Origin of the sequence: Pandoraea sp. NPDC090278, from assembly GCF_044772185.1 — a bacterium.
Classification (GTDB): Bacteria; Pseudomonadota; Gammaproteobacteria; order Burkholderiales; family Burkholderiaceae; genus Pandoraea.
This window is the reverse complement of the sequence record NZ_JBIVYJ010000001.1, coordinates 1,198,512-1,214,415: the sequence shown is the minus strand read 5'-3', so window position 1 is coordinate 1,214,415 and position 15,904 is coordinate 1,198,512. Positions and strand designations below refer to the sequence as shown.

Annotated in this window: 14 protein-coding genes; all 14 read left to right on the top strand. The window is 63.0% G+C overall.

The window, feature by feature from the left end; genetic code table 11:
- Positions 1-221: 221 nt before the first annotated feature.
- The 14 genes from ACIQWO_RS05225 to ACIQWO_RS05160 all read left to right on the top strand — a co-directional run bounded on the left by ACIQWO_RS05225 (position 222) and on the right by ACIQWO_RS05160 (position 15,903).
- A complete protein-coding gene (locus tag ACIQWO_RS05225; protein WP_257957881.1) occupies positions 222-797 on the top strand; it encodes a DUF4255 domain-containing protein in 576 nt (191 codons plus the stop codon).
- Positions 798-811: 14 nt separating this feature from the next.
- Positions 812-1,744 (top strand): hypothetical protein, encoded by a 933-nt coding sequence (locus ACIQWO_RS05220; protein WP_402820086.1) that lies wholly within the window; start codon positions 812-814, stop codon positions 1,742-1,744.
- 22 nt (positions 1,745-1,766) lie between these two features.
- Entirely contained in the window at positions 1,767-3,533 is a 1,767-nt protein-coding gene (locus tag ACIQWO_RS05215) for a phage tail sheath family protein (protein ID WP_402820083.1), read from the top strand.
- Positions 3,534-3,667: 134 nt separating this feature from the next.
- On the top strand, positions 3,668-4,126 hold the full coding sequence (locus tag ACIQWO_RS05210) for a phage tail protein (RefSeq protein ID WP_402820081.1): 459 nt from the start codon (positions 3,668-3,670) through the stop codon (positions 4,124-4,126).
- A 142-nt stretch (positions 4,127-4,268) separates the two neighbouring features.
- A complete protein-coding gene (locus ACIQWO_RS05205) occupies positions 4,269-4,733 on the top strand; it encodes a phage tail protein (protein ID WP_039398343.1) in 465 nt (154 codons plus the stop codon).
- 31 nt (positions 4,734-4,764) lie between these two features.
- Positions 4,765-4,959, top strand: coding sequence for a DUF5908 family protein (locus ACIQWO_RS05200; protein WP_402820076.1), 195 nt, complete (start codon positions 4,765-4,767; stop codon positions 4,957-4,959).
- A gap of 3 nt (positions 4,960-4,962) precedes the next feature.
- Positions 4,963-5,646: a peptidoglycan-binding protein gene (locus ACIQWO_RS05195; protein ID WP_150574167.1), complete on the top strand. Its 684-nt coding sequence runs from the start codon at positions 4,963-4,965 to the stop codon at positions 5,644-5,646.
- Positions 5,647-5,650: 4 nt separating this feature from the next.
- A complete protein-coding gene (gene vgrG, locus ACIQWO_RS05190; protein WP_402820072.1) occupies positions 5,651-7,441 on the top strand; it encodes a type VI secretion system tip protein VgrG in 1,791 nt (596 codons plus the stop codon).
- A gap of 48 nt (positions 7,442-7,489) precedes the next feature.
- Entirely contained in the window at positions 7,490-7,786 is a 297-nt protein-coding gene (locus tag ACIQWO_RS05185; RefSeq protein WP_402820069.1) for a PAAR domain-containing protein, read from the top strand.
- A gap of 15 nt (positions 7,787-7,801) precedes the next feature.
- Entirely contained in the window at positions 7,802-8,245 is a 444-nt protein-coding gene (locus tag ACIQWO_RS05180; RefSeq protein WP_402820066.1) for a GPW/gp25 family protein, read from the top strand.
- A gap of 60 nt (positions 8,246-8,305) precedes the next feature.
- Entirely contained in the window at positions 8,306-12,151 is a 3,846-nt protein-coding gene (locus tag ACIQWO_RS05175; RefSeq protein ID WP_402820063.1) for a baseplate J/gp47 family protein, read from the top strand.
- Complete coding sequence (locus ACIQWO_RS05170; protein WP_402820060.1) at positions 12,123-12,971, top strand: hypothetical protein; 849 nt, start codon at positions 12,123-12,125, stop codon at positions 12,969-12,971. The genes ACIQWO_RS05175 and ACIQWO_RS05170 overlap by 29 nt, the downstream gene beginning before the upstream one ends.
- Complete coding sequence (locus tag ACIQWO_RS05165) at positions 12,968-13,318, top strand: hypothetical protein (RefSeq protein WP_402820057.1); 351 nt, start codon at positions 12,968-12,970, stop codon at positions 13,316-13,318. Before ACIQWO_RS05170 ends, ACIQWO_RS05165 begins: the two co-directional genes overlap by 4 nt.
- Positions 13,315-15,903: a hypothetical protein gene (locus tag ACIQWO_RS05160; protein ID WP_402820054.1), complete on the top strand. Its 2,589-nt coding sequence runs from the start codon at positions 13,315-13,317 to the stop codon at positions 15,901-15,903. Before ACIQWO_RS05165 ends, ACIQWO_RS05160 begins: the two co-directional genes overlap by 4 nt.
- Position 15,904: the final 1 nt, after the last annotated feature.

Below are 15,904 nucleotides of genomic sequence, written 5' to 3'. Positions count from 1 at the left end.
TTTTCACGAGCGCGCTATTCGCCACGCGCTTGTGCTACAGTTCCGCAGCAAAAAATCAAAAGCAAATCTTCCGGGCGGCGCAAAAACGCTCAGGAATCCAGATCGTCGTGTTTCGCCATACGACACGATGTAAGAAATTTTGCGACACGCCAGTTCCAGTAGTCGAAAGTGTTGTACCGAATCAGATTTTGCAACCGCATTGCGAAAGGGTATCGGGGACCATGATTAACGCTGCTGTGGGCCACCTTGCGGGTCGGCTCAACGAACACTTAAAACAGACGTATACGCTCGACGGCGACATCGTGACGATGTCCGGCCTGGTCGACGTCAACGGTCAGGCGGTCGCCAACACCAGCAACCGCCTGGTCGTGATGCTCACGCACATCGAGCGCGACTCCGGTCCAGTGCGCAAGGGCATTCCGGGTGATGCAGGCGCTTCGAGCCTGTCGCTCGGCGTGGCCCCGTTGTATCTCAATCTCTATGTCATGGTGGCGGCCAATTTCACGGGTGGCCATTACGAGGATTCGCTCAAGCTGATCTCGGCAGCCATCGCATTCTTCCAGCGCAATCCCGTATTCGATCATCGCTCGTCGCCGTCGCTCGATCCGCGTATCGACCGACTGATGCTCGAGATCGAGAATCTGGATATCCGCGAACTCAGCAACCTCTGGACGATGCTCGGCGGCAAGTATTTGCCGTCCGTGTTGTACAAGGTTCGCCTGATGGCACCGGATACCGGCGACATTACCGGCACCGTGCCGACCGTGCGTGCGCCGGTTCCGGCGATTAGTCACTGAGCGGACCAGAGGGGATGCCTACGTCTGCTTCCACGCCGGTGGTGCCGGGCTATACACGCCTGTTTACCATCGACGTCACCCACGCCTACTGGACGGAGCCGAGCCTGTGGCTTCGCCATGAAGCTACGCCGGATACCGCCCAGTGGGTGCGCCGTCGCGACCTCCTCGTGCGTGCGCACCGTCAAGGCGTCGCGGTGTTCTGTGCCGCTGAGCGCCGCGACGTCTTGCTCGACGGCCTCCGACGCGGCGACGCAGTGGCCACCTTCAAGTGGTACGCGCAAGACACCGCATTTTCCCTTTACACGTCCCCGACACGCCCGGCCGCGCAACAAGGCGCGTCGGTGTGCTTCCTCACCAGCGAAGCGAGTGTGCCCGTCGAGGGGCAGACGTCGACACGTCAGCTACACACACAACCTTGCGTCGACACAAGCGACGCAGTGCCTGTAGACACATCGTCGCTCGCACCGTATCTCGAACGCGCCGATCGCGTGAATCCGCCGGTATTGGTGGTGCAGATCGACCTCGCCGATCAGGTGGCGGGCAGCGAGCCGGGCGGTGTCGACTACTTGGCGAATTTCGCAGCGCGCGAGAGTTGCTGGCGCTACTACTACGTGTGCGCCGAAGGAGACGAAGGGGCGGACGCGCTGAACATCGTCGATCTGGACGAGAGGGTGAGTTTTGTTACGGCAGGCCGCGAGGCACGTCCGGGCGGACGTCACGCCGTGATCTTCGAGAGTGAGCAAGCGATTGCAATGCAGCAGCAATACCCGCAGCGATTTCAGTTGCGGGAACGGGGCCGGTCGGGTGAACGCGTGTTGATCCGGAGACTGCCCAATGCCGACATCGGCAGCCTGACGCAGAAGACGCCGAAGGTGCACAAACCGCAGGACGCTGAACTAGCGGCGCAAAGCCGGGCAGTACTGGTATCCGAGATCTACATCAATTGACATCGATGACCGAGGTGAACACATGGCGCAATACAAAACACCAGGCGTATACGTAGTCGAGCAAAACGCGTTTCCCAATTCCGTGGTCGAAGTCGCCACGGCCGTGCCTGCCTTCATCGGCTACACGCAGTTCGCCGATAACAAGGGCACGCCGCTGGCCGGTACGCCGTGGCGAATCAGCTCGATGGCCGAATTCCTCATGTATTTCGGTGGCCCGCCGCCGACGACTTACTCGCTCGACGCAGTGGCCGCTGCAACGGCACCGGCCAAGCCTGCGGCCGATGCCGCCGCCGGTGATGCCGCCGCTGCGCCCGCCGGTGGCGACGCTGCCGCCACGCCGCCCGCACGTCCTGTCGTCACCGACCTCTTCATCGGTGCACAGGGCGCGCGCAAGCCCTTCAAGTTCACGCCGCAAGGCATCGAATACCTGCTGTACTACAGCATGCTGTTCTTCTTCCAGAACGGCGGTGGCCCGTGCTACATCGTGTCGGTCGGCACGTACGACGGCGGCAGCGTCAGCTCCGACGACCTGATCAAGGGCGTTCAGTCGCTCGTGAAGGAACAGGAGCCGACGATGGTGCTCGTGCCCGACGCGGTGCGTTTGTCGCGTCAGGACTGTGCCTCGGTGCAAAAGGAAATGCTCATGCACTGCGGTTACACCATGCGTAACCGCTTTGCGATTCTCGACGTGTTCGGTGGTGCGTGGGACCGTCAGACGCCGGGCGGCGATTGCATCACCGACTTCCGCGACGACGTCGGTTCCTCCTTCCTCGACTTCGGCGCAGGCTACTACCCGTGGGTCAACACGTCGATCGTGACGGAGAAGGATCTCGACTTTACGAAGCTCTCCAATCTCAGCCAGCTCCAGACGCTGATCACCGCCGAACTCGATGCGGTGCTCAATCCGCCGGCGCCCGTATCACCGGCCGCACAAGCGAAGGCCTCACAGGTCAAGACCGTCCTGGCGAAGCTCACGGGCGGCGATGCAGCGAAGACGGATGCCGCACCGGCCGCTGCAGCCGATGCCGCCGCCGCGCCCGCCGCCGCACCGGCCGCCGAAGGTGACGCAGCCGCCCCTGCCAAGGCAGACGCGACGGCCGCAGCCAAGCCCCCGGTCATGACGAAGGCGGCCATTGCCGATCTGCACAAGACGCTGAGCGTCATCAGCCCTGTCTATGTGCAGGTGCTTCAGTCGCTTCAGAAGAAGATCAACCTGATGCCGCCCGCCGCAGGCATGGCCGGTCTTTACACGCTCGTCGACAACACGCGCGGTGTGTGGAAGGCCCCGGCCAATATCAGCCTGAACGGCGTAGTGTCGCCGTGCGTGAACATCTCGAATGCCGATCAGGAAGACCTGAACGTGCCGACGACCGGCAAGTCCGTCAATGCCATTCGCAGTTTCATCGGCGAAGGCGTGATGGTCTGGGGTGCACGTACGCTCGACGGCAACAGTCTCGACTGGCGCTACCTGAGCGTGCGCCGCACGATGATCATGATCGAAGAGTCGCTGCGCCTCGCGTGCAAGGCCTATGTGTTCGAGCCGAACACGGCCAATACGTGGGTGACGATCAAGAGCATGGTGCGCAACTTCCTGACCAGTGTGTGGAAGCGCGGCGGGCTGGCGGGTGCAAGCCCGGACGATGCCTTCCAGGTCTTCGTTGGCCTGGGTGAGACGATGACCGGCGAGGACATTCTCGAAGGCATGCTCAAGGTGACGGTGCTGGTGGCGGTGAGCCGTCCGGCCGAATTCATCGAGCTGACGTTCCAACAGCAGATGCAGAAGTCCTGAGCGCGCTCGGGCGCGATCCGCTAGGCCGGACGATAGCCGCTGCGCACGCAGGAGATCGACAAAGGTCGATACGAAGCGCGAAACGTGGGCACGGTCCGGCATTTTCCGCATGCAATCAATAGACGAGGTGTGTGATGGCAGACGATGGTTCGAAACAATCCACCACGGTTTGGCCCCTTCCCAAGTTCTACTTTCAGGTGAAGTGGGACTCGCAGGTCATGTCGTTTCAGGAAGTGAGTGGCCTGGACGTGCAGTCCGAAGAAATCAAATATCGTCATGGCGATAGCCCCGAGTTCTCCGTGATCAAGATGCCGGGCATGAAGAAGTACGGCAACGTGACCATGAAGAAGGGCGTGTTCAAGTCCGATAACAAGTTCTGGGACTGGTTCAACCAGATCAAGATGAACACGATCAAGCGGGTGCCGGTGACGATCAGCCTGCTCGACGAAGCGGGCAAGCCGACCATGGTCTGGACGCTCGCCAACGCGTGGCCGACCAAGATCACGGGCACCGATCTGAAGTCCGAAGGCAACGAAGTCGCCATCGAGACCATCGAGATCGTGCACGAAGGGCTGACCATCGCCAACGGCTGATGCTCGTGTGCCGCACTGGTGCGCCCGCCTCGCGGGCCGCCAGCGCTGGCCACCGTCGTGCTTGTCCGGGGTATGCGTTCGATTCCGTTCGTCCCCATTTTCCCGAATGTCCCTGCTGTTCCGATTACCACGCGTCTGCGCTATGCCGTCATCGCCGTTCGATCCCTATCCACCGTCAGCCTTTCATTTTCGCGTGATGTTCGCGTCTACCGCCGGTGCGATGGACGCCTCGTTTCGCGACGTGTCGGGCATTGCGACGGAGCTCGATACGGAAGCCGTGCCCGAGGGCGGGGAGAACCGCTTTGTGCACACGCTGCCGAAGGGCGTCAAGCATCCGCATCTGGAGCTCAAGCGGGGCATCGCTTCAATGACGTCGCCCTTGGTGATGTGGTGCCGTTCGGTGTTCGAGGGCGAGTTCATCGTGCCAATCCGGCCGCAGTCGCTGATGGTGCAGTTGCTCGACGAGTTGCATCTGCCGATTCGCATCTGGACGTTCGCAAACGCTTTTCCGGTGAAGTGGGAAATCGAGAGTTTTGGTTCGACCAAAAACGAAGTGGCCATAGAGAAGATCGTACTGAGCTACACCTACTCGAACCGTATGGCGTGAAGACAAGCAAAGCACACAAGGGGATTCGCCGATGCCAATCGAAATCGGTCATCTGAGCATCAAGTCGACGGTCGTGCAGCGCGCATCCGACACCGTCGGTGCACTGACGGCACCGATCGAGGAGCCGGGCGTGTTGCGCAGCTTCGACGAGCAGGCACGAGCCGAATTGCTTGCCGAATGCCGTTCGCTGGTGCTCGACCTGCTCGAACGGGCGAAGGAGCGTTAAGCCGTGGCGACCAGTCTCACCCGTCGCAAGTTCAGCATTGCACCGTGCACGGTGTCCAGCGGGCAGATTGCCGTGGACAACAGCCGCACGCCGTTTGAAGCGCTGATCAATCCGGTCGGCTACAAGCGCAAGCTGAGCATCGAATACAACAAGAAGCAGACGCTCGGGCAGCCGAGCGCGACGCCGCGCTTTAGCGCCGTGCGCCCGGAGACCATCAGCATCGACAATCTGGTGCTCGACGGGACCGGCGTGGTGGATGGTACTGACTCGCGCAGCGTAAAGGACATGATCGACGCCATGCTGGCGGTGATCTACAAGTACGACGGCAAGAAGCACGAGCCGAATTACGTGCGTCTGCTGTGGGGCACGTTTATTTTCTTTGGGCGTGTCGAGTCCATCGGGCTTGACTACACGATGTTCAAGCCCACCGGCGAGCCACTGCGCGCCCGAGTGTCGCTGGGTATCGTCGGCTGGGTGAGCGCGACCGAGAGTTCGCTGCGCGCGAATCTCAGCTCACCGGACCTGAGTCACCTCGTGGAAGTCACGGCAGGCGACACGCTACCGCTGCTGTGCAACCGCATCTATAACGATCCCTCGTATTACCGGGAAGTCGCGCGCATCAACAATCTGACCGGTTTCCGCAAGCTGGAGCCGGGCATGATGCTGCGCTTCCCGCCGCTGGTTTAACGCTATGGCCGACTCTCCCGCACTCAATGCCAGCGGCGTTCTCAAGCTGACGATCACCAGCAACGGCTCGCCCCTTGCCGACACGATCCGCATAATTTCGGTCGATATCGAGCGCGCCGTCGGGCGTATATGTCAGGCACGCATCGAGATCCTCGACGGCGATATGCCCGACAACGACTTCCCCGTCAGCGACATGGACACGTTCGCGCCCGGCGCGGTCATCGTGATCAGCGCTGGCTATGGATCGAACGCCACAAAGATTTTCGACGGTGTGCTGATCCGTCACAGCATCCGCATCACGGGCGGCAACGAGGCACGCCTCGTGCTGGAATGCCGCCACAAGGCCGTGAGTATGACGATTGGCAGTTGCAACGCCAACTACATCGACATGAAGGACAGCGACATCATGAGCCAGCTGATCGGCAAGGCGGGCGCGACGTCCGATGTCGCCGCGACCACCACCCAGCACAAGGAAATCGTGCAGTTCTACAGCACGGACTGGGACTTCATGCTGCTGCGGGCGGAGGCGAACGGTGCGCTGGTGATTGCCGACGACGGCGGCAAGATCACCGTAAAAGCGCCGCAAACCAGCGCAGCCGCCGTGTTGAAAGTGACCTACGGCCTGGATCTCATGTCGTTCTCGGCCGACATCGATGCGCGCACGCAGTTGCAGAGCGTCGTGGCCGCTGCGTGGGATCCGTCCACACAGGCGATGGTGCAGCAAACGGCGGGGAGTACGTCGCTTTACGAGCAGGGCAACCTGAGCGCATCGAAGCTGGCGACGGTCGCAGGGCCAGCCACGTTCCGTCTGCAATCGACGGTGCCGGTGCCGTCCGACGATCTCAAGTCCTGGAGCGACGCGACGCAAATGCGCGCAGCACTTGCCCGCATTCGCGGACGCATGTCGTTTCAGGGCAACGCATCGGCCAAACCCGGCACGATGATCGAGGTGGAGGGCGTGGGCAAACGCTTCAGCGGCAGCGTGTTCGTGAGCGCCGTGCAGCATCGCATTGCCGACGGCAACTGGATCTCCGAAGTGGATTTCGGCATGTCGCCGGAGCGATTCTCCGAGCGTCGCGGTGCGGGGGATGTCATGGCGTCCGGCCTCGTACCCGGTGTCGGCGGGTTGCAGATCGGCGTGGTCATGAAGCTCGACGCCGACCCTGAGAGCCAGTACCGGATTCAGGTGGCGGTGCAGGTGTTGCAGGCGGAGACCGTCGGTGTCTGGGCACGGCTCGCGAGCTTCTACGGTTCGTCAGGCGTCGGCGCATTTTTCATCCCCGAGATCGGCGACGAAGTCATTCTGGGATATCTCAACGGCGACCCGTCCTATCCCGTGGTGCTAGGCAGCGTCTACAGCAGTCAGCACAAGATGCCGTACGAGCTGACCGCCGAGAACTTTACCAAGGCGCTCTGGACGAAGGGGCTGCTCAAGGTCATCTTCGACGACGACAAGAAGGTCATCACGCTCATCACACCACAGAAGAACACGATTGAGATGAGCGACGACGCCAAGTCGATCTGCCTGACCGATCAGAACGACAACAAGATCCAGATGACGCCGGACGGCATCACGCTCGACAGCCCCAAGGACATCGTCATCAACGCGAAGGGCAAGGTGAGCATCAGCGCGGTGGGGAATATCGAGCAGACCGCGCAGGCCGACCTCAAGAGCCAGGCGCTCAACATCACCAGCACCGCGAACGTCGGCTTCACCGCCAAAGGATCGGCCACGGCCGAGCTTTCCGCCAGCGGCCAGACGACCGTCAAGGGCGCGCTGGTGATGATCAACTGACGCGCAAGCTAAGCGTCCGGAAAACGACAAGGAGACAACGACATGCCGATGGCAGCCAGACTGACCGACATGCACACCTGCCCGATGCAGACACCCGCCGTGCCTGCGCCGATCCCGCACGTCGGCGGTCCGATCATCGGTCCGTGCGTGCCCACGGTGCTGGTCGGCAAGCTGCCTGCCGCCGTGGTCACCGACAACTGCGTCTGCGTCGGTCCGCCGGACAGCATCGTCATGGGCTCGGCGACTGTGATGATCGGGGGCAAACCGGCGGCGCGCGTGGGCGACACGTGCGCACACGGCGGCGCAATCGTGATGGGATGTCCCACCGTGATGATCGGCGGCTGAGTGCGGGAGGATCGTTTGAGCACAGATAAATCGTTTCTTGGCACCGGCTGGGCGTTTCCGCCGCGCTTCGGCGACAGCGCGGGCAGCGGCCGCACGCAGATGGTCGAAGCCGAGGCCGATATTCGCGAAAGCCTCGGCATCATCCTGTCGACGGTGCCGGGCGAGCGCATCATGCAGCCCACGTTCGGCTGCGGGATCAAGGCGTACGTCTTCGAAGAAATCAGCGAGAGCGTGATGACCGAGATGCGCGACGCCATCGACCGGGCGATTCTGTTCTTCGAGCCCCGCGTCACCGTGGAGCGCATTGAGATCGACGCGTCGAACGCCTTGGAGGGGCGCGTCGACGTGCTTATCGATTACACGGTGCGCGGCACGAACACTCGCAGCAACATGGTCTACCCGTTCTATTTCCTCGAAGGCACCAATGTGCCGACGGTACAAATCGAGCCGCAGCGATAACCCGGCCCGGCGTTCCGATAACAAGCAACGTCACGATCAGCGCAACGACAACACGAACCGATGCACAACCTCATCATTCGAGATGGCACCAGTCAGGCGATGCGGGCGCTGCCCGCGTTGCAGGACGGGTATTTCCATCTCGACGAGATGACGTTCCACGACTTGCTCGATGTTGTGGTCGAGTTCGCGGCGCTGGTGCGCTTTCATAACGCCGAGGACAAGCCTGAGGGCGACTGGTCGCCATTCTTTCGCGCCGACGAAACCGTCGTCATGAGCCGCATTCTGGCGTTCGATCTGTCGCGCGAGACGGCGCGGTTCGCGCAGTGGTGGCGCGACACCCCGGAGTACGACGGTGTGCGCGGCAACGGCACGGGCGTTCGCGCGATGATCGGCGCGTCGCCGGTGCCGGAACTTGTCGTCACGCTCAACGGCTGGTACGTGGCGCTCTCGCAAGCGCAGACGGACAACGGACTGGCGCTGCGCACGGTGCTGCGAGCCGTCATCATGCAACTGAGCCGACGGGCCTCCGGCGTGCCGCACGTGATCGAATCGATGTCGCTGCGCGAGCCGCTCGATCCCGTTTGGACCGAGGCCGAGCGTTTGCCGCATGCGCCTGTGGCTACCACGGCTACGCCTGAACCAGAGACCGTGCCGGGCAAAGCCGACGTGCGTGCAGATTTTCACGCGTACATGAAGGCCATCGAGATGGTGCGCAAGGAGGCGTTGGCCCGCCTGCCTGTGTCGCTCCAAAGCGGCAATCACGATCCGGCTATCGGCTTGCTGATCGCGTTCGTCAAACAGTTCGAAAAGCTCCAGAACAAGCTCAACGGATACACGCAGAAGTTCATCGATTTCTACTACGAACGCATGCTCGGCAGCGCGCCGCGCGGCGTGGTGCCGGACCGGACGTGGCTGGTCTTGCGTCGCAATCCCGACGCCAGAGATGTCGTGGTCCCCGCCGGGACAGCATTCCCCGCCGGGGTCGACGCACAGGGTCACGACATCGTCTACGAGTCGGAAGACGAACTGCGTGTGAGCGGTGCACGCGTGACGCGTGTGCAGACGCTGTATCTCGACCACAACGGCTACAGCATGCCGGAGAACCTGCTGCCGGAAGATTCCGACAACGGTGCGACTGGGCGCAAGTGGCCCACGGCGGCGTGGTTCGAAGAAGTGCCATGTGGCCCCCCCGGCGTGGAGCATCCGCAAGCGTGGCCGGTGCTTGGCGCGCCGAAGCCCGGCGCGGGTATCAGCCCGCATAGTGCCGCGCGTGTCGGCTTTGCGCTGGCCAGCAAGGTGCTGTTGCTCAAGGAGGGCGAGCGCGTCATTCGGCTGACGATTACGTTTGCCGATGAGCGGCTGGTCACGCAGCTCGGGCACATCGCCGACGCCGTATTCAATACGCCGGTCGAAGGCACTGCCCGGACCGTTGACGACGGCGAGCAAGGGCGAGAGAGGGCGGACGATAGCCATCTGCGTCGTCAGGATCTTTACCTCAAAATTCTGCGCAGCTTGTTTTCCGTCTCACTGACGGGAGAGAAGGGGTGGATCGATATTGCGGGTTACGTGCCCGGACTGTTCGGCAACCAAATGACGCTCAGCTTCGTGCTTGCACCGGAGGCACCGTCGGTAGTGCGATATTCGCCGGTGCTGCATGGTGAGAATTTCGACGTCGACACGCCGCTCGTGCGCTGCGTCATCAATCCCGGCGCGTATCTGTTCCCGTATGGGTTGCTGCGCAACCTGCCCGTGAGCGGCGCGCAAATCGACGTCGAGGCGAATGGCTGTCGCGATCTGGTGCTTTATAACAACATCGGCCAGCTCAGCGCCGCGACACCTTTCGCGCCGTTCGGGCCGCTTCCGCGATTGGGGAGCTATCTGGTGGCGGGCAGCACGGAAATGGCGTCCAAGCGCATCACGCGGTTCGGCCTTCGTATCGAGTGGGCGGACCTGCCGCGTGTGACCGGTGGCTTCGGTACGTGGTACGACGGCTACGACGTGCGTCTCACGAACGAAGACTACGTGGCGTCGGTCGAGGTGCTGGCCAAGGGCGGATGGTTGCCAGCAGGGGATGCGCCGCGCTCCGTCGTACCGCTCTTTCACACGCGGGTCACGCCGGGGAAGGGCGAGCGCATCGACAACGTCATCGTGTGGGAGGTGGGTTCGCTCGCGCATCTCTTCGAGCCGGACGAGAGCGTCAGTCCTGCGCATCCGCTCACATGGGGGCCGGGGGCGAAGAATGGATTCTTCAAGTTCACGTTTGCCGCGCCCGCCTTCGCTTTCGGGCACGAGGCGTACCCGCAGGTGCTGTCGTCGACGATGCTCGCCAACTCGCGCAAGCGTATGTGGCGCAAACAGCGCCCGATGCCGCGTGCCCCATACACGCCCATCGTCAACACTATCTCGTTCGATTACAGCGCGACGGGAGCGATCAGCGTCGACCGGATTGCGAATCGGGACGAAGACGGCCGCTTCCTGCATCTGTTCCCGTCCGGCTGGGAATCGCTCGACATGACGAGCTATCCCGCCCCCGAGCTGCTCCCTCGCTTCGAAGATGCGGGCAATCTCTACATCGGCATCGATGCCAACGACCTCGGCGACACGCTGACGTTGCTGTTCCAGCTTCGCGAAGACTCCCGGCCGGTGACGGGGTCGGTGGACGACGACGTCGATGATGCACGCCCGGCAGGCCTACGCTGGAGCTACCTCAGCAACAACGTCTGGAAGCCACTCGCGCTTCGCGACGTCCTGACGGACGGCACGCACAAACTCATGACCTCCGGGATCGTGACGTTGCGGGTGCCGGACGATATCACCAACCGCAACACCGTCATGCCGGACGGGTTGTACTGGCTGCGCGTGAGCGCCAACCGCGATATGGAGAAGTATTGCAGTCTGTACGCGGTGCATGCGCAAGCCGTGCAGATCCGGCGCGGGACCGACGTGCCGCCGGAGGTGCCGATGGTCCTGCCTGCGGGCACCATTGCGCGCAGCCGACGTCCGCTGCCGGGCATCGTGTCTGTCGTGCAACCGCTGCCGTCATGTGGTGGCCGGGCACAGGAGACACGCGAACAGATGCGTACGCGTGTGAGCGAACGGTTGCGCCACAAGCAACGTGCGGTCACGCCCGCCGACTTCGAATCGATGATTCTCGAGGCGTTTGCCGAAGTCTACAAAGTGAAGTGTTTCGCGAACCTGTCGACCCGGCACGGACCGATCGATTGCGTTCGCCCGGGGCAGGCGCTTGTGGTGCCGCTGCCGTACTGGCCTGCCACGAAGGACAGTGAGCAGATGCCGATGCTCGACGGCAACGTCGTCCAGCAGATCGCCGAGTTTGCGAATGCGCTGTCGTCGCCCTGGGCGAGTGTTTCCGTCGAGAACCCGGTCTACGAACGTATTCAGGTGCGCTGCAAGGTGCGCTTCACCGACCGCGCGGGCAACGGTCATTACCTCGCGCTGCTCAACGCGGCGATCTCGCGCTACCTCACGCCGTGGCAGGACGACGTGGGCTATCGAACGCACTTCGGGTGGTGCATCCGGCAACACGACCTCGAGGCGTATATCGGCTCGTTGCCCTATGTGCAGTACGTCTCGGGCTTCTCGATGCTGCGCATCGCGACGGTGGTCACGGACCCCGACGCGACGGCGGCAGCGGGCACCGACATGCAGACCTTCACGCTGTTCGACACCGCCCGGCACTCGGGCGATGCCGCGACCCCGCAGACGGACATCGTCCCGCTGTATCCGTGGAGCATTGCGATCCCGGTGGCGCATCACGCCATCGAAGCCGTGGACGACGACAAGGATTACGAGGGCGTGCCGACCACGCTCAGTCAGTTGGAAATCGGCACCACCTTCATCATTTCGGATGACGACCATGAACGGAAAACCGATCGCCCGGCGTAACCGGGACACCTTGAGGCGTAAGTTCGGCAACGGCGAGATGCCGTCGGCCACGGCATTTTCCGAACTGATCGACTCCATGCTCAACATCGTGGACGAGGGGTTCGACAAGACCCCGGTCGATGGCCTGAAGGTCTCCCAGCTCAATCAGGGCAAGTTGCTGAGCTTCTATCAGAACATCGACCTGAAGAGCCCGATCTGGACGATCCAGCTGGACAGCGAGGCGGGTGGACTGGCCTTCGGCAACCCCGATAACCCCAACGCACTCACCTTGCGGCAGTTGGGCAAGAAGCCGTCGCGCGATACGGTATCGGGAGCAACGCAAGCACCGGGGGCGCAAGGCGCACCGGCGGCCACACCCACTTACGAACTGGACGTGGCCGGGCGCGTGGTCGCCGACGGACGTCGCGGACGCCCGGGTGCACGCAGCGTGCAGGCCGACGGCAAGTGGCACGACATCACCGATCCGCTCACGGGATGTCAGGCGTTCGAGATCACCGCCGGTGTCGGCAAGCGCGGCAGCGGCAAGTTCGCGCTGATGCATGCCTACGCGGTGATGGCGTACAACGGCAAGGGGGATATCGACTACCGTCAGTCCCATTTCGGCAGCAAATGCAATCGTCTTCAACTGCAATGGGTCGATGCACCCGACGGCGCGAAGCATAGCTATGTGCTGCAAATGCGTGTCGGTTGCCCGTACGATTCGACGCGGGATGCCGCCGGTGCGCCCAAGACATGGGTGATGTATTACCTCACCACGCTGTGGTTCGATCCCGACATGACGGGCAGCGCCACCGACCCGGAACCCAAGGGGGCGCAATGACTCGCGATAACGTGCGTGCCACGCCCGCAACGGTGGACATCGTCATCGGCACCGACGACGCGCAACTGCTGATGGCCGCGCTGGGCGAGCTGCCGTTCAAACGCGTCTTCGAACTGATCGGCGCGTTGAACCGCCAGGCCAACGCCGTCGCCCCGGGCGCGCCCGTCGTCTGTGCGCTCGACGCGGCGGCCTTCGCACTGATTGTCGAAGCGCTGGGGCATCTGCCGTATCACCGGGTGCATGGACTGATCGACGACCTGAGAGCGCAATTGCACGCCGCGAGGCACGCGTTTGGCAACGCGGCGGTAGACAGTTCGAGCCGTATGCCGGGGGCGAGAGTGCAATGAACGCGCCCGAGTCCATTGCTCGCCTTGCGCCCGATCCTCAGGGGCTCGACTTCGATGCGCTACGTCGCGCCGGGATTGCGACGTTGCAGGCGCTGTGCGGCGATCGCTGGACCGATTACAACCTGCACGACCCGGGCGTCACGATCCTCGAACAGCTGTGCTACGCGATCACCGAACTCGGTTACCGTTCGGACTTTCCGCCCGAGGACTACCTGACCGATGCCGATGGACAGATCGATTACCGGCATCACGCGCTGCATCCGGCGGACGAAATTTTTCCGAGCGAGGTCCTGACGTTCGAGGACTATCGCAAGGTGCTGTACGACACGATCCCCGAGTTGGAGGACGTCTGGCTGACGCGTGACGAACGGCCGACGAGCACCGGCCAGCCTGCGCACGGCTTGTGTCGCATCGCCATCAAACTGAACGATGCGTTGCACGACAGTGCCGACGAGGCGTCGCTCGCGCAGATCGAGGCCGCCGTGTGTTTGCGGGTGCGGGAAGTCTTTCACGCGCACCGGAATCTGGGGGAAGACCTGTCGGACGTGACCGTCGTGCCGGTTCAGCCGGTGTATCTGAGTGGCGACATTCAGATTCACAGCGAGCGCGACCCGGCGTCGATCTTTGCGGACGTCTTCTTCCAATGTGCGCGTGCCGTGCATTCGGGATTTCGCATCGACCGTTATGTGAAGGCGTTCGAGGCCGGTGTGACGCTTGACTCGCTGTTCGCGGGGCCCCGGACGGTGCACGGATACGTCGGCAGCACGGGCGCGCAGGCGCAAGGCGCACCGGTTGCCGTGGCGCGTCTCGTCGGACTGGTGCAGGCGGTGGACGGCGTGGCTCACGTGCAACGTCTGGCGCTGTGTACCGCCGACGGAACGCCCGTGAGCGGCGACAGTTTGACGGGTGCGTCCGGCACGGTATTGCGCCTGCGGTTTCCCGGCGACGCGCAGAGCAACTTCCTGCGACTGCATTTCGCCAGCGGGGCGGTCGGGAGTGGCGCGCATGCGTCGACGTCCGTCAGCGATCGTCGACGTGAGGACAAGTCGCGGGTCGTACTCGACGACGCCCGCGTGGCCCTAGCCAAAGCACGCTTCGAGTTCGATACGCTGCGAAATACGAAGCAGTCGCTCGCGACCGTGGTGCCTGCACCGACGGGCGCGTCACGTGAGTTGCGAGAGTACTTCTCGATTCAGCATCAGTTTCCGGCGATCTACGGCATCAACCGCTTCGGTGTGCCGCCCACGGCCCCGCTGGAGAGCCGTGTCAGTGCGCACCAGTTGAAGGCCTATCTGTATCTGGCCGAGCAACTGATGGCGAACTATCTCGAAAACCTGCAATCGGTCGGTCGCATGTTCTCGGTCGAAACGCTGTACGAGACCTATTTTTCGCAGCGGATCGACAACGAGGCGTTGCCGGACATCGAAGCGTTCTATACGGACGCGCCGGACGCCATCCGCAGCCAACTGGCCGGGATCGTCTCGCGCAAGGACCGCGCGGAAGACCGTCGCAGTCGGTTGCTCGACGTGCTGCTGGCCATGTACGGCGAGACGTATTCCCAGAAGTCGCTGCGTCGATTCGACGATTATCAGGACGTGCGCGGCGCGCGCTGGCTGATCGATAACAAGCTGGATTTCCTGCGTCACATTGCGACGCTCTCGCGCGACCGGGCGTCGGCGTTCGATATCGGGGCGGCGGATGTGCGGGCGGACGGACGGCCCAACGTGGCTGGCGTGCACGCGAAGATCTCGATCCTGCTGGGCTTGCCTGCCGAACCACCCGGGGCACCGCTGAGCGATGCGTTGAAGCGCTGGCATTTGCGGTTGCAGGGAGATCACACGGCGACGAAGGAGAGCTACGAATTCGCGGCGGCGCGTCTGATCGTGCTCAAGTCTCAGGGCGAGCCGGAGGTGCGTCCAGCCGGGGCGCACGCGCGGCCCGGCGACACGTTACCCGGCGGCCTGCTCGTGCATGGCGTGCGTCTGGAGAATTTCATCCTCCGACAGCACGAGGATGCGGTGCATGTCCACTTCCGCACGCACGACGCGCGCCTCGGCGGCGACTCGCCTGGTGAAGTCCCGCTGGCGCGGTTTCATGGCGACGACGCGGTGACGTACGCCGGACGATACGTCGAAATTCTGCGCGAATTTCTTTGCACGCTGAATCAGGCGTCCGAGGGCTTCTATCTGGTCGAGCATGTGCTGTTGCGGCCGAGGGGCGTCGAAGCGACGAAAGACGGAACGACCGCAGAAGCCGACGGGCAGGCCCGCGAGGCCGAATCGTTCTTCAACGCGCGGGTGAGCGTCGTCTTCCCGGCGTGGACGTCGCGATTCAGCGATCCCGACTTCCGCCAACTGGCGCAGGAGACGGTGTGCCGCAATCTGCCCGCCCATCTGCTGCCGGAGTTTCACTGGATGGATTACGTCTCCATGCGCGACTTCGAGCATCGATACGGACTCTGGCGCGCAAGGCTACGGGAGCGGGAGACAGCGGCTACATCGGACCGGCTTGATGCCGCGAGCGCCAGCTTGCGCGCCCTGCTGATGCGACGCCGCCGTGCGCACGAACTGACGTTGTGGGTGTAGA

What these genes read in the sequence shown, in the direction of transcription:
- ACIQWO_RS05225 (WP_257957881.1), top strand. Translation starts at nt 222, where the DNA reads ATGATTAACGCTGCTGTGGGCCACCTTGCGGGTCGGCTCAACGAACAC.
- ACIQWO_RS05220 (WP_402820086.1), top strand. Translation starts at nt 812, where the DNA reads ATGCCTACGTCTGCTTCCACGCCGGTGGTGCCGGGCTATACACGCCTG.
- ACIQWO_RS05215 (WP_402820083.1), top strand. Translation starts at nt 1,767, where the DNA reads ATGGCGCAATACAAAACACCAGGCGTATACGTAGTCGAGCAAAACGCG.
- ACIQWO_RS05210 (WP_402820081.1), top strand. Translation starts at nt 3,668, where the DNA reads ATGGCAGACGATGGTTCGAAACAATCCACCACGGTTTGGCCCCTTCCC.
- ACIQWO_RS05205 (WP_039398343.1), top strand. Translation starts at nt 4,269, where the DNA reads ATGCCGTCATCGCCGTTCGATCCCTATCCACCGTCAGCCTTTCATTTT.
- ACIQWO_RS05200 (WP_402820076.1), top strand. Translation starts at nt 4,765, where the DNA reads ATGCCAATCGAAATCGGTCATCTGAGCATCAAGTCGACGGTCGTGCAG.
- vgrG (WP_402820072.1), top strand. Translation starts at nt 5,651, where the DNA reads ATGGCCGACTCTCCCGCACTCAATGCCAGCGGCGTTCTCAAGCTGACG.
- ACIQWO_RS05185 (WP_402820069.1), top strand. Translation starts at nt 7,490, where the DNA reads ATGGCAGCCAGACTGACCGACATGCACACCTGCCCGATGCAGACACCC.
- ACIQWO_RS05175 (WP_402820063.1), top strand. Translation starts at nt 8,306, where the DNA reads ATGCACAACCTCATCATTCGAGATGGCACCAGTCAGGCGATGCGGGCG.
- ACIQWO_RS05170 (WP_402820060.1), top strand. Translation starts at nt 12,123, where the DNA reads ATGAACGGAAAACCGATCGCCCGGCGTAACCGGGACACCTTGAGGCGT.
- ACIQWO_RS05165 (WP_402820057.1), top strand. Translation starts at nt 12,968, where the DNA reads ATGACTCGCGATAACGTGCGTGCCACGCCCGCAACGGTGGACATCGTC.
- ACIQWO_RS05160 (WP_402820054.1), top strand. Translation starts at nt 13,315, where the DNA reads ATGAACGCGCCCGAGTCCATTGCTCGCCTTGCGCCCGATCCTCAGGGG.